This window comes from Nonomuraea jiangxiensis (assembly GCF_900099965.1).
GTDB classification, from domain to species: Bacteria; Actinomycetota; Actinomycetes; order Streptosporangiales; family Streptosporangiaceae; genus Nonomuraea; species Nonomuraea jiangxiensis.
Window position 1 is genome coordinate 136,709 of the sequence record NZ_FNDJ01000004.1, and the last position, 18,517, is coordinate 155,225.

The 18,517-nt window shown below is 71.5% G+C and carries 21 protein-coding genes and 1 pseudogene; 19 read left to right on the forward strand and 3 right to left on the reverse strand.

Annotated features, from left to right (window positions below):
* Positions 1-99 precede the first annotated feature (99 nt).
* From ribD to BLS95_RS10085, 6 genes are read left to right on the forward strand one after another with little or no spacing between them, the layout of a single operon-like run.
* Positions 100-1,452 carry a bifunctional diaminohydroxyphosphoribosylaminopyrimidine deaminase/5-amino-6-(5-phosphoribosylamino)uracil reductase RibD gene (gene ribD / locus BLS95_RS10060; RefSeq protein ID WP_245764961.1) on the forward strand — a complete coding sequence of 451 codons (1,353 nt, stop codon included), beginning with the start codon at positions 100-102 and terminating at the stop codon, positions 1,450-1,452.
* Positions 1,433-2,023 (forward strand): riboflavin synthase, encoded by a 591-nt coding sequence (locus BLS95_RS10065; protein ID WP_090930645.1) that lies wholly within the window; start codon positions 1,433-1,435, stop codon positions 2,021-2,023. The genes ribD and BLS95_RS10065 overlap by 20 nt, the downstream gene beginning before the upstream one ends.
* Positions 2,020-2,679: a nicotinamide mononucleotide transporter family protein gene (locus BLS95_RS10070; RefSeq protein ID WP_090930646.1), complete on the forward strand. Its 660-nt coding sequence runs from the start codon at positions 2,020-2,022 to the stop codon at positions 2,677-2,679. Before BLS95_RS10065 ends, BLS95_RS10070 begins: the two co-directional genes overlap by 4 nt.
* Complete coding sequence (locus tag BLS95_RS10075) at positions 2,676-3,893, forward strand: bifunctional 3,4-dihydroxy-2-butanone-4-phosphate synthase/GTP cyclohydrolase II (RefSeq protein ID WP_090930647.1); 1,218 nt, start codon at positions 2,676-2,678, stop codon at positions 3,891-3,893. Before BLS95_RS10070 ends, BLS95_RS10075 begins: the two co-directional genes overlap by 4 nt.
* A gap of 58 nt (positions 3,894-3,951) precedes the next feature.
* Positions 3,952-4,419 carry a 6,7-dimethyl-8-ribityllumazine synthase gene (gene ribH, locus BLS95_RS10080; protein WP_090930648.1) on the forward strand — a complete coding sequence of 156 codons (468 nt, stop codon included), beginning with the start codon at positions 3,952-3,954 and terminating at the stop codon, positions 4,417-4,419.
* A 19-nt stretch (positions 4,420-4,438) separates the two neighbouring features.
* Positions 4,439-4,894, forward strand: a complete 456-nt coding sequence (locus BLS95_RS10085; RefSeq protein ID WP_090930649.1) for a PH domain-containing protein — start codon at positions 4,439-4,441, stop codon at positions 4,892-4,894.
* A gap of 17 nt (positions 4,895-4,911) precedes the next feature.
* Here BLS95_RS10085 and BLS95_RS10090 read toward each other — a convergent pair whose 3' ends face one another.
* Positions 4,912-5,208, reverse strand: coding sequence for a hypothetical protein (locus tag BLS95_RS10090; RefSeq protein WP_090930650.1), 297 nt, complete (start codon positions 5,206-5,208; stop codon positions 4,912-4,914).
* Positions 5,209-5,256: 48 nt separating this feature from the next.
* Complete coding sequence (locus BLS95_RS10095) at positions 5,257-6,174, reverse strand: hypothetical protein (RefSeq protein WP_090930651.1); 918 nt, start codon at positions 6,172-6,174, stop codon at positions 5,257-5,259.
* 100 nt (positions 6,175-6,274) lie between these two features.
* Between BLS95_RS10095 and BLS95_RS10100 the strand changes: the two genes are divergently transcribed.
* Genes BLS95_RS10100 through BLS95_RS10115 form a run of 4 tightly spaced genes read left to right on the forward strand, consistent with a single transcriptional unit; the run spans position 6,275 to position 9,941 of the window.
* Complete coding sequence (locus tag BLS95_RS10100; RefSeq protein ID WP_425434711.1) at positions 6,275-7,165, forward strand: AAA family ATPase; 891 nt, start codon at positions 6,275-6,277, stop codon at positions 7,163-7,165.
* Positions 7,158-8,297, forward strand: coding sequence for a vWA domain-containing protein (locus tag BLS95_RS10105; RefSeq protein ID WP_090930653.1), 1,140 nt, complete (start codon positions 7,158-7,160; stop codon positions 8,295-8,297). Before BLS95_RS10100 ends, BLS95_RS10105 begins: the two co-directional genes overlap by 8 nt.
* Entirely contained in the window at positions 8,290-9,381 is a 1,092-nt protein-coding gene (locus BLS95_RS10110) for an XdhC family protein (protein ID WP_090930654.1), read from the forward strand. The genes BLS95_RS10105 and BLS95_RS10110 overlap by 8 nt, the downstream gene beginning before the upstream one ends.
* Positions 9,378-9,941: a nucleotidyltransferase family protein gene (locus BLS95_RS10115; protein WP_090930655.1), complete on the forward strand. Its 564-nt coding sequence runs from the start codon at positions 9,378-9,380 to the stop codon at positions 9,939-9,941. Before BLS95_RS10110 ends, BLS95_RS10115 begins: the two co-directional genes overlap by 4 nt.
* Here BLS95_RS10115 and BLS95_RS10120 read toward each other — a convergent pair.
* Complete coding sequence (locus BLS95_RS10120) at positions 9,930-10,817, reverse strand: endonuclease/exonuclease/phosphatase family protein (protein ID WP_090930656.1); 888 nt, start codon at positions 10,815-10,817, stop codon at positions 9,930-9,932. The genes BLS95_RS10115 and BLS95_RS10120 overlap by 12 nt on opposite strands.
* 93 nt (positions 10,818-10,910) lie before the next feature.
* On the opposite strand from BLS95_RS10120, the gene BLS95_RS10125 reads away from it, so the two are divergent.
* The 9 genes and pseudogenes from BLS95_RS10125 to BLS95_RS10160 all read left to right on the forward strand — a co-directional run bounded on the left by BLS95_RS10125 (position 10,911) and on the right by BLS95_RS10160 (position 18,480).
* Positions 10,911-11,951, forward strand: a complete 1,041-nt coding sequence (locus tag BLS95_RS10125) for an LLM class F420-dependent oxidoreductase (protein ID WP_090930657.1) — start codon at positions 10,911-10,913, stop codon at positions 11,949-11,951.
* A gap of 96 nt (positions 11,952-12,047) precedes the next feature.
* Positions 12,048-13,739 carry a serine/threonine-protein kinase gene (locus tag BLS95_RS10130; RefSeq protein ID WP_090930658.1) on the forward strand — a complete coding sequence of 564 codons (1,692 nt, stop codon included), beginning with the start codon at positions 12,048-12,050 and terminating at the stop codon, positions 13,737-13,739.
* 88 nt (positions 13,740-13,827) lie between these two features.
* Positions 13,828-13,872 (forward strand): annotated as a pseudogene (locus BLS95_RS59510) (hypothetical protein); the annotation flags it as partial.
* A gap of 147 nt (positions 13,873-14,019) precedes the next feature.
* Entirely contained in the window at positions 14,020-14,580 is a 561-nt protein-coding gene (gene efp, locus BLS95_RS10135; RefSeq protein ID WP_090930659.1) for an elongation factor P, read from the forward strand.
* 1 nt (position 14,581) lies between these two features.
* Entirely contained in the window at positions 14,582-14,992 is a 411-nt protein-coding gene (gene nusB / locus BLS95_RS10140) for a transcription antitermination factor NusB (RefSeq protein ID WP_090930660.1), read from the forward strand.
* A gap of 223 nt (positions 14,993-15,215) precedes the next feature.
* The gene (locus BLS95_RS10145) at positions 15,216-15,572 is read left to right on the forward strand and encodes an MmcQ/YjbR family DNA-binding protein (RefSeq protein WP_090930661.1); all 357 of its coding nucleotides are present in this window, start codon (positions 15,216-15,218) and stop codon (positions 15,570-15,572) included.
* A 226-nt stretch (positions 15,573-15,798) separates the two neighbouring features.
* Complete coding sequence (locus BLS95_RS10150; RefSeq protein WP_245764962.1) at positions 15,799-16,551, forward strand: methyltransferase domain-containing protein; 753 nt, start codon at positions 15,799-15,801, stop codon at positions 16,549-16,551.
* Positions 16,552-16,605: 54 nt separating this feature from the next.
* Positions 16,606-17,847: a DNA polymerase IV gene (gene dinB, locus BLS95_RS10155; protein WP_090930663.1), complete on the forward strand. Its 1,242-nt coding sequence runs from the start codon at positions 16,606-16,608 to the stop codon at positions 17,845-17,847.
* A gap of 228 nt (positions 17,848-18,075) precedes the next feature.
* On the forward strand, positions 18,076-18,480 hold the full coding sequence (locus BLS95_RS10160) for a DUF3040 domain-containing protein (RefSeq protein WP_090931004.1): 405 nt from the start codon (positions 18,076-18,078) through the stop codon (positions 18,478-18,480).
* Positions 18,481-18,517 lie beyond the last annotated feature (37 nt).

Genomic DNA, 18,517 nt, shown 5'->3' on the forward strand with positions numbered 1-18,517 from the left:
CGGTGTCCCAGCCGGACGCCTGCCGTGGTGCTCATGCGCATCATGGATCCCCCGGGGCCCGCCGTGGCTTGAAAGCTACTGGCAGGTAGGAGACCCGGGGTGGAGATACCCGCGCGAGACGCCGCGCACATGGCCCGTGCCGTCGAGCTGGCCGGGCGCGGACACGGCAGCACCAGCCCCAACCCCGTGGTGGGCTGCGTCGTGCTCGACGCCGCGGGATCGGTCGTGGGCGAGGGGTTCCACGCGTACGCGGGCGGGCCGCACGCCGAGATCGTCGCGCTGGCCGAGGCGGGGGAGCGGGCCCGGGGCGGCACCGCCTACGTGACACTTGAGCCCTGCGACCACACCGGCAGGACGGGGCCGTGCAGCCGGGCGCTGCTGGACGCGGGGATCGCACGCGTGGTCATCGCGGTGGCGGACCCCACCCCGAAGGCCGCCGGCGGGGTGGCGCGGTTGCGTGCGCACGGGGTGGAAGTGATCTCGGGGGTGCTGGCCGGCGCGGCGGAGCGGGTCAACGAGGAGTGGCTCACCTACGCGCGGCTCGGGCGCTCACATGTGACGTGGAAGTTCGCCGCCACGCTGGACGGCCGGTCGGCCGCCGCCGACGGCACCAGCCAGTGGATCACCTCGGCCGAGTCCCGGGCCGACGTGCACCGGATGCGGGCCGCGGCGGACGCGATCGTGGCGGGCATCGGCACGGTGCTCGCCGACGACCCCCGCCTCACCGCCCGCCCCACCCCGAATCCACCCGCCGACGCCCGCACCGCGCCCGCTGACGCCGGCAACGCACCGGCGGGCGCCTCCACCGCGCCGCCCCCTGACCCCCGCACCACATTCACCGGCGCCTCCACCGCAGGAACCGACGCCGGCGCGTCGATCAGCGATCTCTCCACCCCGCTCGGCGACACCCCCGCGCGGTCCGTCGAGGGTCCGGGTCGTGGCCGCTCGGGGTCGGCGGCGGAGGGCGGGCGGGAGAGGGCGGGCCGGGGTGGGCGGGTGCCGTTGCGGGTCGTGGTCGACACCGAGGGCCGGACGCCGCAGTCCGCCAGGGTGCTCGACGACCAGGCGCCCACCCTCGTCGCCGTCGCCGACGACGCCGCGACCGAGCTCAAGGCCGACCTCCTCCGCCTGCCCCGGCACGCCGCCGGCCTCGATCTGCACGCCCTGCTGCGGGAGCTGGCGGCGCGCGACGTGGTGAGCGTGTTCGTGGAGGGCGGGCCGACGCTGGCCGGCGCGTTCGTCGCGCAGGGGCTGGTGGACCGCGTGGTCGCGTACCTGGCACCGGCGCTGCTCGGCTCCGGGCGGGCCGCGCTCGGCCCGGCCGGGGTGAGCACGATCGGCGAGCTCCACCGACTGACTTTTGACGAAATTTCCCCCATCGGGCCGGATGTACGGCTAATTGCCCGGCCCACCAACCAGGCAGGGAGCAGTGATGTTCACCGGAATCATTGAGGAAAAAGGCGAAGTGGTGGCCATCGACCAGGCGGGCGGCGGAGCCCTGCTGTCGGTGCGCGGCCCGGTCGTCACCTCCGACGCCAAGCACGGCGACTCGATCGCCGTCAACGGCGTGTGCCTCACGGTCGTGGAGGTCAAGGACGACGTCTTCACCGTGGACGTGATCAGGGAGTCGCTCGACCGCAGCTCCCTGGGCGGGCTCGACCAGGGGTCGTCGGTGAACCTGGAGCGGGCCGTACGCGCCGACCAGCGCCTCGGCGGCCACATCGTGCAGGGCCACGTCGACGGCACCGCCGTACTGCTGTCGAGAGACCCCGGCGAAAACTGGGACGACCTGCGTTTCACGCTCCCCGGACCGATCAGCCCGTACGTCGCGGAGAAGGGCTCGATCGCCATCGACGGAATCAGCTTGACGGTCACCACGGTTGACGACGACAGCTTCGGTGTGAGTCTCATCCCGACCACGCTGAAGCTGACCACGATGGGCGAGCGCCAGGTCGGCGACGTCGTGAACATCGAGGTCGACGTGATAGCGAAATACGTGGAGAGGCTGGTGGTCAGGCAGTGAACTGGGCCAACGCCGGATTCGACATATTCGGCACGCATGTGTTGTGGACCGACCTCGTGGGCAACATCGCCGCCCTGTCGACGGTCCTGCTGGCCATCCGCAAGTCGATGTGGACGTGGCCGGTGCAGTTCACCGGCTCGGTGCTGTTGTTCGTGGCCTCCATCAACGCGCACATCACCGGAAACGCGCTCAAGCAGGCCATGTTCGCGATCCTGGCGGTCTACGGCTGGTGGGCGTGGCGGCGGGGCACGCATGACGGCAGGCAACTGGCCGTCCGCCCGGCCCACGGGTGGGAGCGGGCCACGCTGATCGGCGGCGTCGTGGTGGGCACGGCCGTGGTCGGATGGTTGTTCTTCGTCACCGGCCTGTCGTGGGGTGCCGAGGTGCCGCTGCCGGAGGGCGCGTTCCTGGTGGCCGCGGACGCCTACATCTTCGTCGGCAGCGCGATGGCCACCTGGGCGCAGGGCAGGGCCCTGGTGGACTTCTGGATCGTGTGGGTCGCGGTGGACCTGGTCGGGGTGCCGCTGGCGTTCCGTTCGGGTCTGGTGGTCTCCGGGGCCGTCTACGGGCTGTTCTTCGTGCTGGTCCTCATCGGGTTCGTCAAGTGGCTGCGCGAATACCGCTCCACGCCGCTGTCCGTGGCGGTGGCGTCATGACCGGCATCGTGCTCGACCCGATCGAGCGGGCCATCGAGGACATCCGCGCCGGCAAGCCCGTCGTGGTCGTCGACGACGAGAACCGGGAGAACGAGGGCGACCTCATCTTCGCCGCCGCGAAGGCCACGCCCGAGCTGTGCACGTTCACGATCAGGCACACCAGCGGCATGATCTGCGTGGCCATGGACGGCAAGGAGCTCGACCGGCTCGGCCTGCCGCTCATGGTCTTCCACAACAAGGAACGCATGCGCACGGCGTACACGATCACCGTGGACGCCCGGGACGGCGTCTCCACCGGCATCTCCGCCGCCGACCGGGCGCGGACCATCCGCACCCTCGCCGACTCTGCCACCGAGCCCAACGAGCTGGTGCGCCCCGGCCACATCTTTCCGCTGCGCTATCAGGAGGGCGGGGTGCTGGCCCGGCGCGGTCACACCGAGGCGGCGGTGGACCTGGCCAGGCTGGCCGGGTTGTCGCCGGCGGGCGCGCTGGCCGAGGTGGTCAACGACGACGGCACCATGGCCAGGCTGCCCCAGTTGCGGCGTTTCGCCGACGAGCACGACCTGGCGCTCGTGTCGATCGAGCAGCTCGTCGACTACCGGCGCCGGGTCGAGAGCATGGTCACCAGGGTCGCGGAGACGCGGCTGCCCAACGTGTACGGCATGTGGCGGGTCTACGGCTACGCCAGCGCGCTGGACGGCGGCGAGCACGTGGCCCTGGTCTTCGGCGACCTGGAGGGCGGCGAGAACGTCCTGGTCAGGGCGCACTCCGAATGCCTGACCGGCGACGTGTTCGGCTCGCTGCGCTGTGACTGCGGGGTGCAGCTCGACAACGCCATGGCGGCCATCGCCCACGAGGGCCGCGGGGTGATCGTCTATCTGCGGGGCCACGAGGGCCGGGGGATCGGCCTGCTGGCCAAGCTCAAGGCGTACAACCTGCAGGACAACGGCCACGACACCGTGGACGCCAACGTGGAGCTGGGGCTGCCGGTGGACGCCCGGGAGTTCTCCAACGCCGGGCAGATCCTGGCCGACCTCGGGGTCAAGTCGGTGCGGCTGCTCACCAATAACCCGGCCAAGCTCAAGGGGATGGACGGGTACGGCATCAAGGTCCTCGGCCGCGAGCCCATGCCCGTGGCCATGAACCCCTACAACGAGCGATACCTCAAGGCCAAGCGCGACCGCCTCGGCCATGACATCTCGGAGGCCTCATGAGCCGGCGATCAGCAGGACACGGCCTCGGCCCGCTCATGGGGCCGACGGAGGAGGACGTATGAGCGGGGAAGGGCGGCCAGGGGCTGTCGCGCCGGACGCGGCGGGGCTGACGGTCGGGGTGGTGGCGGCCAGCTGGCACGCCAAGATAACCGACCAGCTGGTGGCCAGGGCCGTGCAGGCCTGCGACGACAGCGGCGCCACGGCGACCGTGGTGCGGGTGCCGGGGTCGCTGGAGATCCCGGTGGTCGCCCAGGCGCTGGCCCGCCGCTGCGACGCGGTGGTGGCCCTGGGCGCGGTCATCAAGGGCGAGACCGCCCATTTCGACTACGTCTGCGACTCGGTGACCTCGGGTCTGACCCGGATCTCGCTGGACGAGGAGACACCGGTCGGCAACGGCGTACTGACCTGCGAGACGCTGGACCAGGCCCTGGACCGTTCAGGTCTACCTGGGAGTAAGGAGGACAAAGGTTACGAGTCGGCCATCGCCGCGCTGGAGACCGCGCTTCTGCTGCGGAATCTGCACTGACCTGCGATAGGTTTCCCTCGTGTCAACGTCCGTGTCCCCGCCCTCTCTGCCCGTCACCTGGCGTCCGCGCCGGGGGAGGTTCGTCGCCTACGGCTTCGCCGTGCTGATCGTGGTGGGGGCGGTGGTCATGGCCGCCTTCATCGCCGAGCCGTTCACGCTGGCCGACCGGTTGGCGATCGTGGCGTTCGGGTGCGCGGTGGCGTTCGTGCTGCACCTGCTGGGGCGGGTGCGGGTGGAGGCCGACGACCAGGGTGTCACGATCGTCAACGCCGTACGCACCCACCGCTACACCTGGCCCGAGATCCTGGACATCACCCTCCTGGTGGGCGACCCGTGGCCGAGGATCGACTTCTCGGACGGGCGCACCATCGGGGCGATGGGCATCCAGGGCTCGGAAAAGCCCCGCGCCCGCCGGGCCACGGCCGAACTCGAGGCCCTGATCCGGGAGCGCGGGGAGGCCCGCGAGGTGAGCTAGCCCGCTCCGGGAGACCGTCAGATCACCTCGCCGAAGACCTCGTCGGCCGTCTCCGCGGTGATGGCGTGCACGATCCAGGCGGTGAGCTGGTAGTTGTCCACGCAGCTCTCGATCTTGATGCGGTAGTCCTCGCTGATCTGCAGGCCGCGGGCTTCCAGCACCACGAGCAGCGCGCGGACCCGGCCTTCGATCTCGCCGATCATCATCCCCTGCGCCCTTCCGCGCAGCTCTCCACGCGCCTGGCCGCGTGCCTCGGCGGCGTCTTCGAGGGACTTGGTGAAGTGGTGGGGAAGGCGTTGGGTGACGTCGTACATGATGTCCTCCAGTGGGGCGTGGAACCTTCGCTTGCGCCGGGGACGCCGTCAGGTGGCGGCCTCGAAGATCTCGTCGGCCGTCTCCGCGGTGGCGGCCTCGAAGATCCAGGCGGTGAGCCGGTGTCTGTCCGCGCAGGTGTCGATGACGTCGCGGTGCTTCTCGTCGACCTTGAGCCCGCGGGCCTCCAGCACGGAGAGCAACGACCGGATCTGCCCCTGAACTTCGCCGATCACCATTCCCTGCGCCATTCCGTGCGACCTTCCGCGCTTCTCCCCGCGGGCTTCACCGCGTGCCTCGGCGGCGTCTTCGAGGGGCTTGGTGAAGCGGTCGGGCAGGCGCTGGTTGAGGTCGATCATGGCGTCCTCCACTTTGGTCCGGATCTCGTCGCTGAGCTGCGTGCGCAGGTAGTCGTAGTAGAAGAGGCCGTAGTCCTCGTCGCCGGCGATCAGGGCCTTCGCGACGGCGCGTACGGTGTCGAGGTCGTCGGCGTGGGCGGCCGCGCACAGGGTCGCGAGTTCGGGGAAGGCGCGGATCTCCTCCGGGTCCTGGATGCGGGGCATGCGCTCGGGGCCGAGGACCAGCGGGGCGAAGGGCAGGTAGGAGTCCGCCGGCTGGATGCCTTTGCGGTATTCGGCGGCCGAGGCCTCGTCCGGGCAGACCACCAGCAGGATGACCCCGCACCGCTCCCTCGCCATGAGAGCGCCGACGTGACCGATCCAGGCCCACAGCCGCTCGGGTTCGTAGCGGCGCCGGATCTCGATGATCAGCTGGCGTCTTTCCCCGTCCGGCCCTTTCACGGAGATGATCGGGCCGTGGACCGGGTGGCTCCCGCCCGCCGATTCCTCGCGGGCGTCGCTGTAGCCGTCGCCGTGCGCGTCCAGGGCGCGGATCAGGAGCTCCAGGCCGAGGTCGGGGCGGCGGCGGAGCATCTCCAGCGGTATCTCGTGGTCAAGGCTGGGGGGCATGCCTGAAGGATCCTTTCTTACGGTGATCGGCAGCTTACTGTGAGCGATCAAGTACGGAGGTGAATATCGCCGAGGCGGGTGTCAGACGTAGCCTGAAAGCGTGTTGCGGCGGACAATCACGACGATGGACATCGAGTCGCCGGACAAGCTCATCGAGCTGCTCGACCGGCACGCCTACCTGGCCGACGAAGGGCTCGCCACGGCCGCCTTCCTCGCGCTGAGGATGGGGCGGCCGCTCTTCCTCGAAGGAGAGGCCGGGGTCGGGAAGACCGAGCTGGCCAAGACGCTCGCGACGCTGCTCCAGGCGCCGCTCATCCGGCTGCAGTGCTACGAGGGGCTGGACGCGGCCCAGGCCCTGTACGACTGGGACTTCGCCCGCCAGCTTCTCCACCTCAAAGCCGCCGAGGCCGCCGGGATCACCGACGTGGGCAGGCTGGAAGGGGAGATCTACGACCGCCGCTTCCTGATCTCCAGGCCGCTGCTGAAGGCCATCGAGACGCAGCCCAGCGTGCTGCTGGTGGACGAGATCGACCGGGCCGACGACGAGTTCGAGGCGTTCCTGCTCGAAGTGCTCTCCGACTTCACGATCTCGATCCCCGAGCTCGGCACGGTCAAGGCCAGGACACCGCCGGTGGTCGTGGTGACCTCCAACCGGACGCGCGAGGTGCACGACGCGCTCAAGCGGCGCTGCCTCTACCACTGGCTGGAGCATCCCAGCTTCGACCGCGAGGTCGCCATCCTGCTGCGCCGCCTGCCCGAGTGCACCGAGACGCTGGCCGGGCAGGTGGCCGGGGCGGCCGCGCGGCTGCGGCAGGCCGACCTGGTCAAGCCGCCCGGTGTCGCCGAGACGCTCGACTGGACCGAGGCGCTGCTCACGCTGGGCGCGAAGGAGCTCGATCCCGGGCTGGCCGCGGCCACGCTGGGGGCGGCGCTGAAATACCGCGAGGACGTCGCCACCGTGCTCGGGAACGGGTTGCTCGCCCATGGCTGATCCGGCCACCAGCATCCCGGCCGCGGCCGGGGACGCCGGCTCGGCCTCGTCCTCCTCCCTGGGCGGGTTCGCCGCCACCATCACCGGGTTCGCCAGGACACTGCGGGCGGCCGGAGTGGCGGCCGACCACGAGCGGACGCGGAACATGCTGCGGGCGCTCGACCACCTCGACGTGAGCGACCCCGCCGAGGTCTACTGGGCCGGGCGGCTCACCCTGTGCGCCGGGCCCGACGACCTGGCCCGCTACGACCGCTGCTTCGCCGCGTACTTCGGCGGGCGGAAGGCCGCCGTGACCCGTACGAGCAGCACGAGCGTCACCCGGCACCTGGCCGAGCAGGGTGAGGGCGAGCGGGCGGACGACGACGGGACGGCGGCGACCGCCACGGCGAGCCGGATCGAGGTGCTGCGGCACCGCGACGTGGCCCGGCTGAGCGAGGCCGAGCGGGCCGAGGTGCACCGGATGCTCGCCATGCTGAAGGAGGGGCGGGCCCGGCGTCGCTCGCGCCGGTTCGAGGGGGCGCACCGCGGCATGCTGGACCAGCGCCGCACCATCCGCGACGCGCTCAAAAAGGGCGAGGTGGCCCGGCTGCGGCACCGCCGGCACACCACCAGGCCGCGCAGGGTCGTGCTGTTCGTGGACGTCAGCGGCTCGATGGCGCCCTACGCCGAGACGCTGCTGCGCTTCGCCCACGCGCTGGTCAGGAGCGAGCCCAGGGCCACCAGGGTCTACTCGGTCGGCACCCGGCTCACCCCGATCACCGCCGAGCTGCGGCACCGCGACCCGGACACCGCACTGAACGAGGTGTCCAAGGCCATCCCCGACTGGAGCGGCGGCACGCGGCTGGGCGAGGAGCTCAGGGAATACCTCACCCGGTTCAGCGCCAGGGGGGCCGTCGCCGTGATCGCGTCGGACGGCTGGGAACGCGGTGACCCGGAGCTGCTGGGCACGCAGATGGCCAGACTGGCCCGGCAGGCGCACCGGGTGATATGGGTCAACCCGCACAAGGGGTATGAGGACTACCAGCCGCTCACCGGCGGCATGCGGGCCGCGCTCCCGTATCTTGACGATCTGGTCGCGGGACATAGCCTGGCCGCTTACGAACGACTCAGCGAAAGGCTCGCCCATGCGTGACGTGCTACCGGAGATCATACGGTGGTGGCGATCCGGGCTCCGGTTCGGGCTGGCCACGGTGGTGGGCACCTGGAGCAGCGCGCCCAGGCCGCCGGGTGCCGCCATGGCGGTGCGCGGCGACGAGGTGGTCGGCAGCGTGTCCGGCGGGTGCGTCGAGGGCGCCGTGTTCGAGCTGGCCGCCGAGATCGAATCCCCGATCCTGCAGCGGTACGGCGTGAGCGACGACGACGCGTTCGCCGTCGGGCTCACCTGCGGCGGCATCATCGACATCCTGGTGGAGCCCGTCTCGATCGAGACGTTCCCCGAACTGGGCGACGTCGCGGCCTCGGTGGAGGCGCACGAGCCGGTCACCGTGGCCACCATCGTCTCCGGTCCCGGCCGGGTCGGCGCCCGCCGGATCATCTGGCCGGACCGCTCGTCGGGCACCCTCGGCCTGGCCCGGCTCGACGAGGCCGTGGACGACGACGCCCGCGGCATGCTCGCCCAGGGCCTGACCGGCCTGCGGCGCTACGGCAGCCAGGGGGAGCGGCGGCTGGACGACCTGGCGGTGTTCGTGCACTCGTTCGCGCCGCCGCCGCGCATGCTGGTCTTCGGGGCGATCGACTTCGCCGCCGCCGTGGCCAAGGTCGGCAAGTTCCTCGGCTACCATGTCACGGTCTGCGACGCCCGGCCGATCTTCGCCACCCCGAAGCGGTTCCCCGACGCCGACGAAGTGGTGGTCAAGTGGCCGCACGACTACCTGACCTCCGTGAAGGTGGACGAGCGTACGGTGATCTGCGTGCTCACCCATGACCCCAAGTTCGACGTGCCGCTGCTGGAGGTGGCGTTGCGTACCGAGGCCGGATACGTGGGCGCGATGGGCTCGCGCCGCACCCACGAGGATCGGCTCGCGCGGTTGCGCGAGGCCGGGCTCACCGAGACCGAGCTGGCCAGGCTGAGATCGCCGATCGGCCTCGACCTCGGTGCGCGCACCCCCGAGGAGACGGCCGTGTCGATCGCCGCCGAGCTGATCCAGCTCCGCTGGGGCGGCTCGGGCCGCCCGCTGTCCAGCACAGAGGGCCGTATCCACCACGAGGTGTCATGAAAGCGAGCAGGGTCGCGGGGCTGCTGCTGGCGGCCGGCCGGGGCGCCCGGCTGGGCACGCCCAAGGCGCTGGTCGAGTATGAGGGCGAGCGGCTGGTGGACCGGGGCGTGCGGCTGCTCGCCGACGGCGGCTGCCACCCCGTCGTGGTCGTGCTCGGCGCGGCCACCGTGCAGGTGCGCGGCGCCGTCGTCGTGCGCAATCCCGCCTGGGCCACCGGCATGGGCTCCTCCCTGCGGGTGGGCCTGGCCGCGCTGCCCGAGCAGGCCGAGGCCGTGGTGGTCGCGCTGGTCGACCAGCCGCTGATCAGGTCGGGCGCGGTGCGCGCGCTGATCGACTCGGGCGCCGGGCTGGCAGTCGCCACCTATGGCGGGCGGCGCAGGAACCCCGTGCTGATCGCCTGGGAGCACTTCGCCGGGGTGGCGGAGCTGGCCGTGGGCGACGTCGGGGCCAGGCCGTACATGAAGGCTCATCCGGAGCTGGTCACCGAGGTGCCGTGCGACGCGCACGGCGACCCGGCCGACATCGACACCCCCGAGGACCTGCGCCTGCTAGAGACGTAGGGAGGCCACGGCCGCCCGGTGGTCGCTGCCGGTCGCCGGCGCCACGCCTGCCTCGGTGGCCGTCATCCCCCTGAACAGGATGTGGTCGGGCCGGGTGACCGGGAACTCCGACGGCCAGGTGAACCCGAACCCCTTGCCCGCCGTGCTCTGCGCGTCGGTCAGCGGCGGCGTCAGCCCCCGCATGCCCCGGTCGGTGGTGGCGGTGTTGAGGTCGCCGAGCAGCAGGATCCGCTTGCTGGGGTCGGCGTCGATGAGCTTGCGCGCCTGCGCGAGCGAGGCGTCGCGCGAGGTGGTGGCGCCGGGCCGGGCGGAGGCCAGGTGCATCACGTAGACGGTCACCTTGCCCTTGGGCGTGCTGACCACCGCGCGCAGCCCCCGCGGCCAGCCCATGCCGAGGTCGAGCGGCTTGGTGTCGCTGATCGGGTAGCGGCTCCACAGGCCGACCGTGCTGACCGGGTAGCGGTAGCGGAACATCTTGTTGAGCTGCTTGGCCGCGGGCCCGCCGCTGGTCAGCTCCTGGGCGGCCAGCAGGTCGAGCTCCTTGGCGATGGCCCGCACCGCCTCGCCGGAGGCGCTGTTGCGCACGCCCACGTTGACCGTGCCGACGGCCAGGTCGTGCGGGCCGCCCGGCGGGCTGCGGAACAGCGTGGAGCCGAACATCGCCGCCCACACCACGCCCGGCACCAACGCCGTCAGGGCGGCCGCCCTGGAACGTGCCACGAGGGCCACGGCGAGCAGCAGCGGGACGATCCAGCCCAGCCACGGCAACAGGCTCTCCATCACCGGGGTGAATCCGCCCAGCGCCGGGATGAGCTGATGCCCCGCCAGGGCCACGGCCAGCACAGCGGACACGACGACGACAACCCGGCTCAGCATCCGAACCAGGCTAGTCGCTCCCTGCCCGACACGCCGACACGATAGCCTGTTCCCATCTAAACGGAATATCATTCGGTTCGGTGGGAGCCGCGCATGCGCATCGGTATGGCACTCAACTACTCGGGCGGGTTCAAGGAGACCGTGGCGGAGCTGGCCGACTACGAGCGGGCGGGACTGGACATCGTCTTCGTGGCCGAGGCCTACTCGTTCGACGCCGTCAGCCAGCTCGGCTACATCGCGGCCAGGACCGAGCGGCTGGAGATCGCCTCGGGCATCCTGCCGATCTACACCCGCACGCCGGCGTTGCTGGCCATGACGGCGGCGGGGCTGGACTACGTCTCCGGCGGGCGCTTCACGCTGGGGCTCGGGGCCTCGGGGCCGCAGGTGATCGAGGGGTTCCACGGGGTGCCGTACACCGCGCCGCTGGGGCGTACCAGGGAGGTCGTCGAGATCTGCCGCCAGGTGTGGCGGCGCGAGCGCCTGCAGTACGACGGCCGCCACTACACCCTGCCGCTCCCGCCCGGCCAGGGCACGGGCCTGGGCAAGCCGCTCAAGCTCATCAACCACCCGGTACGCCCGCGCATCCCCGTGGTGATCGCCGCCATCGGCCCGAAGAACGTGGAGCTGGCCGCCGAGGTGGCCGAGGGCTGGGAGCCGATCTTCTACGTGCCGGAGAAGGCCGCCGAGGTCTGGGGCCCGTCCCTGGCCGCGGGCAAGGCCGCGCGCGACCCCGAGCTGGGCGGGCTGGACGTGATCGCGCAGGCGTCGCTGGCGATCGGCGACGACGTGGCCGGGCTGCTGGAGTTCGGTCGGCCGATGGCGGCCCTGTACATCGGCGGCATGGGCGCCAAGGGTCGGAACTTCTACAACGACCTGGCCAGGCGCTACGGCTACGAGAAGGAGGCCGAGCGGATTCAGGACCTCTACCTCCAGGGCCAGAAGGACGAGGCGGCGGCGCTGGTCCCGGCCGACCTGCTGGAGAAGATGTCGCTGGTCGGCAGCGAGGGGTTCGTGCGCGAGCGGGTGCAGGCGATGAGGGAATCGGGGGTGACCACGCTCAACGTGACGCCGCTCGGCAGGACGCACGAGGAGCGGGTACGGCTGATCGAGAAGATCAAGGAGATCGCCGCATAGCCGGTCCGGGCCCGGGACTGCCGATAGGTGGGGCGTCGGAGGCCGCGGGGGCCTAGGGTGGGTCGGACATCCTGATATTCGAGATTTGGCGGGGATATGTCCGACGCGACGCCGTCCTTGGTCGCTGACCGGTACCGGCTCGACGAGCGCATCGACAGCGGGCCGATGGGCGAGGTGTGGCGGGGCTACGACACGCGGGCCGACTGGGTGGTCGCGGTCAAGGTGCTCGGGGCGCGCGTGGCCGGGGCGGCGACCCGGGAGGTGCTGCGGCAGCACGCCCAGGCCGTGGCCAAGGTGATCCACCCCAACGTGGCCATGGTGCTGGACGTCGGGGACCGGGACGGGGCGCCGTTCCTGGTGATGGAGTTCCTCACCGGGCTCAGTCTCGGTGAGGAACTGGCCGCCGGCGGACCCCTGCGCATCGTGGACGTGTGCGACCTGATCGGGCAGGCGGCGGCCGGGCTCGACGCCGCCCACCGCGCCGGGGTCGTGCACGGGCAGGTCAATCCCGACAGCTTCCGGCGTGCCGGGAGCGGCGTGCTCAAGGTCGTCGGGTTCGGGATGGACGACCGCGAGCCGGGGCCGAGCGGCTACCTCGCGCCCGAGCGGGCCGCCGGGCAGCCCGCTCAGCCCTCCGGCGACCTGTACGCGCTCGGATGCGTCTGCTACGAACTGCTCACCGGGCGCCCGCCGTTCGGGGACACGCCCGGCGAGCAGCCGCCGAACCCGGCGGGCGAGCCCGTACCGCCGGGTGCGATCAGGACTGAGAAGCCCACCGAGCCCTTGCCGCCCGGTGCGATCAGAGCTGAGAAGCCCATCGAGCCCTTGCCGCCCAGTGCGATCAGGGCCGAGGTGCCCGCCGAGCTCGACCGGCTGGTGCTGGCCATGCTCGCCGCGGCGCCCGCCCAGCGGCCGGGCAGCGGGGAGTCCATCCGGCGGGCGCTGGCCGCCATCGCCAGACCGCGCCCCAACCCGGCCGCCGCGCCCGTCACCGGCGTCTCCCTCCGCGAGGCGGCCCCGCCCGTCACCGGCACGCACCAGCGCGAGCCCGGTCACCCAGGCGCCCCGCGCGAAGCCGGTCACCTGGGCGGCCCGCGCGAGGCCGGTCACCTGGGCGGCCCCCGCGAGCCCGGTCATCCGGGCGGCACCGGCGCGTACGGCCTCGCCGGGACGCGCGCCGGTGACACCGCCATCTACCAGGCCGGCGACCTGCCGCCCGAGCCCTCCCCGAACCGCAAGCTGTTCCTGCAGCTCGGCGCCGCCGTGGCGATCATCGTGGCGGTGAGCGTGGGCATGGTCGTATGGGCCGGGGCCCGTCAGGAGCCGGTGGCCACCCCGACCCCGACCTTCGCCCCGGCGACCCTGCCCGAGACCCTGACGCCCAGCCCGACCCCCACGGAGCCCTCCAGCCGGCCGACCCCCACCGAGCAGCCCCCAGGGCCCGTGAGCACCCTCGGGCCGGGCGACGTCCTGCGCGGCACCGAGCCGGCCAGTGACTCCCTCGGCAGCGCGGTCCCGCCCGGCGGGTGGGGCAGGTGGGTGGAGGCGTTCGACGAGTCGCTGATGAGCCAGCAGGCCCTGAACGGGATCAGCCCGCGGGCCGCGGCCAAGGCGCGGGACAAGCTCAGAAAGGCCGGCAGGCGGTTCGAGGAGGGGCGCGTCGGGCCGGCGCTCGACGAGATCAGGGCCATGTACAAGGACCTCGGCAAGGCCCAGCGGGAGGGCGAGCTGGCGTCGAGCGGGCCGCTGCCGGACTTCGTACGCAAGTGGCGCCTGCCGCAGAACTGATGGCCGGGCGCCGCCGCCATCGAGACCGCGGGCCCTCGGGAACGGTCCCGGTCCCGGCGCCGGCCTGGAGATCCCCGAGGAGCCGTTCCTGGGCCCCGCGCGGACCGGTAGACTAAAGGATCGAGTTCCGATCACCGTCGAGCCCGGGGTCTACCTCCCGGGTCGGGGCGGGGTTCGCATCGAGGGCACCCTCGAGGCACGTGTGGGCGGGCCGGAACTTTCACCAGACGATCAAGGAGCTGCTCGTCCTTTAGAGCGGCCGCACGCGGGAGAAGAACGAGTGGCGACGACCAACGACCTCAAGAACGGCATGGTGCTGAAGCTCGATGGCGGTGAGCTCTGGGCCGTTGTGGAGTTCCAGCATGTCAAGCCGGGCAAGGGCGGCGCGTTCGTGCGCACCAAGCTCAAGAACGTGCTCTCCGGAAAGGTCGTCGACAAGACCTTCAACGCCGGCGTCAAGGTCGACGTGGCCAACGTCGACAAGCGCGAGATGCAGTTCTCGTACAAGGATGGCGACGACTTCGTGTTCATGGACACCGAGACCTACGACATGGTCAACGTGCCCAGCCTCACCGTCGGCACCGCCGCCAACTACATGCTGGAGAACACCCTGGCCACGGTGGCGTTCAACGAGGGCTCCGCGCTCTACGTGGACCTGCCCGCCGCCGCCGAGCTGACGATCGCCAGCACCGAGCCCGGCCTTCAGGGAGACCGCTCCACCGGCGGCACCAAGCCCGCCACGCTGGAGACCGGCGCCGAGATCAAGGTTCCGCTGTTCATCACCACCGGCGAGAAGGTCAAGGTCGACACCCGGACCGGCGAATACCTCGGCCGGGCCTGAGGTGTCGGCACGCGGCAAGGCACGCAGACGGGCACTCGACATCCTCTTCGAAGCGGAGCTGCGCGGCGAGGATCCGCTCACGGTCCTCGCCGAGCGCGTGGAGCGGCAGGACCCCCCGGTGAACGAGTACACCTCGGCCATCGTCGAGGGCGTCGGCAAGCAGCGCGCGCGCATCGACGAGCTGATCACCACCTACTCCGAGGGGTGGACGCTCGACCGCATGCCCGCCGTCGACCGTAACCTGCTGCGCGGTGGCACGTACGAGTTGCTGTGGATGCCCGGCGTGCCCGAGGGCGTGGTCATCAGCGAGTGGGTGCACCTGGCGGGGGAGCTCTCGACCGACGAGTCCCCTCAGTTCGTCAACGGGCTGCTGGCCCGGTTCAAGCAACTCAAGCCAAGCCTCACCCTTTAGACACCCCGTTATGCGCAGTCAAAGTCGCGCTTTAGGGGTACGTTCCAACCACGCCGGCCTTACACGGCTCGCGGAGGCGAGGGAGCACAGCGTCGCGCGGTCAGGTCTCGCACCGCCCTTGCAGGGCAAAGCCTGACCGTGTGGCCGGGGTCCGAAGCCGCAGGAGAAGTGGCGCGTCACCAGCCGCGACGCGCCCTTTTCCGTCTCCGGCTACCGTGTCCTCATGGTGACCGAGGACGACGTCCGCCGAATCGCGCTCGCGCTGCCGGAGACCATGGAGAAGACCATGTACGGCACCCCCGCCTTCTATGTGCGGGGCAAGTGGTTCGCCCGGATCAGGGACGAGGGCGACCTCCTGGCGCTGCCGGTGGGCACCGAGGAGGAGAAGGCGGCGCTCATCGCGGCCGAGCCCGCCAAATTCTGCACCACGCCGCACTATGACGGCCATGCCATCGTGCTGGTGCGGTTCGGCGCGGTGGACGCCGAGGAGCTGGGCGAGCTGCTGACCGAGGCGTGGCGGCTGCGCGCCCCCCGGCGGCCGGCCGCCGCCTTCGACGCCGCCCACGACCCCATCGGCTGAAGCGGGCGCGGGCCGCCCAGGCGGGCGGGTGCCACCGATCCCGTGCGGGTGGTGGCAGTGTGGTCGGGGGCGAGCGAGCGATCGTGCGCACGGCGTAGGCTGGGCCCGTCCGCGGAGAAGCAGCTCGCCAGGGCGAGGGAGCCGGCCGGGCACCGGGAGCCGTGCAGGCGGCGGAGGGTGCGAGGCGCGGCGGACTCGGCCCGATCGGCAGAAAGAGGAGCCCACGTTGCGTGGTGAAGGCGTCACGAGGACCCCGGCGGTGCGCACCGCCGTCGTCTGGGACGCGTTGCGGTCCGTGCTGGCCGAGCGGACGGCGGCCACCCGCCGCGAGGCGCTCGACATCGTCGACGCCGGCGGCGGGACCGGCGGGTTCGCCGTCCCGCTGGCCGCGCTCGGCCACACCGTCACCGTCGTCGACCCCAGCCCCGACTCGCTGGCCGCGCTGGAGCGCCGCGCCAAGGAGCGCGGCGTGGGCGTGCGGTCCCTGCAGGGCGACGCCGCCGACCTCGGCGAGCTGCTCAGCCGCGACAGCGCCGACCTGGTGCTCTGCCACAGCGTGCTGGAATACGTCGAAGACCCGATCAGCGCGCTGACCGCCGTCGCGGGCGTGCTGCGCCGGGGCGGCGCGGTGAGCGTGCTGGCCGCCAACCCGGTCGCCAGCGCCATCCACCGGGCGCTCGCGGGCCAGTTCGACGAGGCGCGGGCCGTACTGGACGACCCGCGGGGGAGCTGGGGCGATCGCGACCCCACCCCGCGGCGCTTCGCCGCCGACACGCTCACCGAGCTGCTGACCGCGACCGGGTTCGCCGTCGGCGCCATCCACGGCGTGCGGGTCTTCGCCGACCTGGTGCCGAGCCGGCTCGTCGACGGGGAGCCCGGCTCCGCCGAGGCCCTGGTGGCCCTGGAGCAGGCCGCCGCCACCCACCCCGTGCTCCGGGACATCGCCACGCAACTGCACGCTCTCGGACACCGGACCTGAGGCGCCCGATGGCGACCCTCGATGTAGAACGAGTGTTCGGATAGAATAGGCGGCGTGTCTCGCAAGCAGATCACCGGCATCGGCCCCGCTCCGCGGACCGGGGTCGATGACAGCGGCTGCCCGATTCTGCACGTCGACATGGACGCCTTCTACGCCAGCGTCGAGCTGCTCGACCGCCCGGAGCTGCACGGCCGCCCGGTGATCGTGGGCTCACCGGCCGGGCGCGGCGTCGTGCTCAGCGCCACCTACGAGGCCAGGGCCCACGGCGTGCACTCGGCGATGCCGATGAGCAGGGCGCGCCGCCTCTGCCCGCAGGCCACGATCATCCCGCCCAGCCATGGCAAATACGCCGAGGTCTCCCGGGGCGTCATGGAGATCTTCCACACGATCACCCCGCTGGTCGAGCCCATCGCCTCCGACGAGGCGTTCCTCGACGTCGGCGGCGCCCGGCGGCGGCTCGGCCCGCCGGCCGCCATCGCCGCGATGATCAGGGAGCAGGTCCTCGACCGCTACGGCATCACCTGCTCGGTCGGCGTGGCCGGCAGCAAGTTCGTCGCGAAGCTCGCCTCGAAGCAGTGCAAGCCCGACGGGTTGCTGGTGGTGCCCGCCGGCCAGGTCGTGGACTTCCTGCATCCGCTGCCCGTGTCGGCGCTGTGGGGCGTGGGCGAGCGCACCGAGCAGGCCCTGGTGCGCCTCGGCATCCGCACCGTCGGCGACCTGGCCAGGGTGCCGCCCGCCACCCTGCAGCGCGAGCTCGGTCAGGCCGTCGGCGGCCACCTGGCGGAGCTGGCCTGGGGGCGTGACGACCGGGCCGTGAGCGCCCACGTGCCGGACAAGAGCATCGGCAACGAGGAGACCTTCGCGGCCGACGTGGACGACCCCGAGGTGATCAGGAGAGAGCTGCTGCGGTTGTCGGAGCGGGTGGCGGCCCGGATGCGTAAGGCCGGACACGTGGGAAGGACTGTAAGTGTGAAGCTACGCCGAGCCGATTTCACCACGATCAATCGTTCCCGGACCCTGCGTGAGCCTACCGACGTTGCTCAGGTGATCTACGCCACCGCGTGCGAGTTGTTCCAGGCGGCCGGGCTGGAGCGGGTGCGGTTGCGCCTGGTCGGCGTGCGGATGGAAAACCTGCGGCCCGCGCAGGAGGCCACCCGGCAGCTCGGTCTGGGGGAGCGGGAAACCGGCTGGCGTGAGGCCGAGCAAGCGATGGACAAAGCGATCCTACGGTTTGGGCCGGATGCGGTGCTCCCAGCTTCGCTTGTACGTGGCAAGCTTGATGGCATAGATACATGACGTAGATGTCCGGATTTTGTGGTGCATCAGTGTCACGATTTTGGGGGAAGGGGGGCGAGATGGGCCACAATGGAGCCATGACGTCACCTCCGGTTTGGTCTGCGTTGGACGTTTGCTTTCGCCTACGTCTACAGCCTCGTATTCTGGGGATAACCGACCGCGAGGTTCGGACACCCCGTGTCGTCCGTTGCCGTCTTCCCCGTCCTGGGGCCGTCCTTGGGAGGCGCCGTGCCGCTCTCTGAGCACGAGCAGCGCTTGCTCGACCAGATCGAGCAGGCCCTCTACGCCGAGGACCCGAAGTGGGCCAACACCGTAAGGATCAGTGACCCGCGCAGCCATTACAAGCGTCGCCTGATCAAGGCCACCATCGGCTTTGCTCTCGGCGTCGTCATCATGATGGTCGGCGTGGTGTTGAGTGGCGCTGCCCTGATCCCCCTCGGCGTCGGCGGTTTCGTGGTCATGCTCGCCGCGTGTCTGTGGGGCCTGTCCAGCTGGAAACGTATGAATGGGTTCGGTGACTCCCCACCGGCCCCCGGTGCTCCCTCCCCGCAGGGCAAGCAGGCCCGCCGCAACCGGGGCAGCTTCATGGAGCGGATGGAAGAGCGCTGGCGCCGTCGCCACGACGAGCGCTGAGCCGTCTTCGGGCCGGCCCAGGGCCCGAAGACCCGAC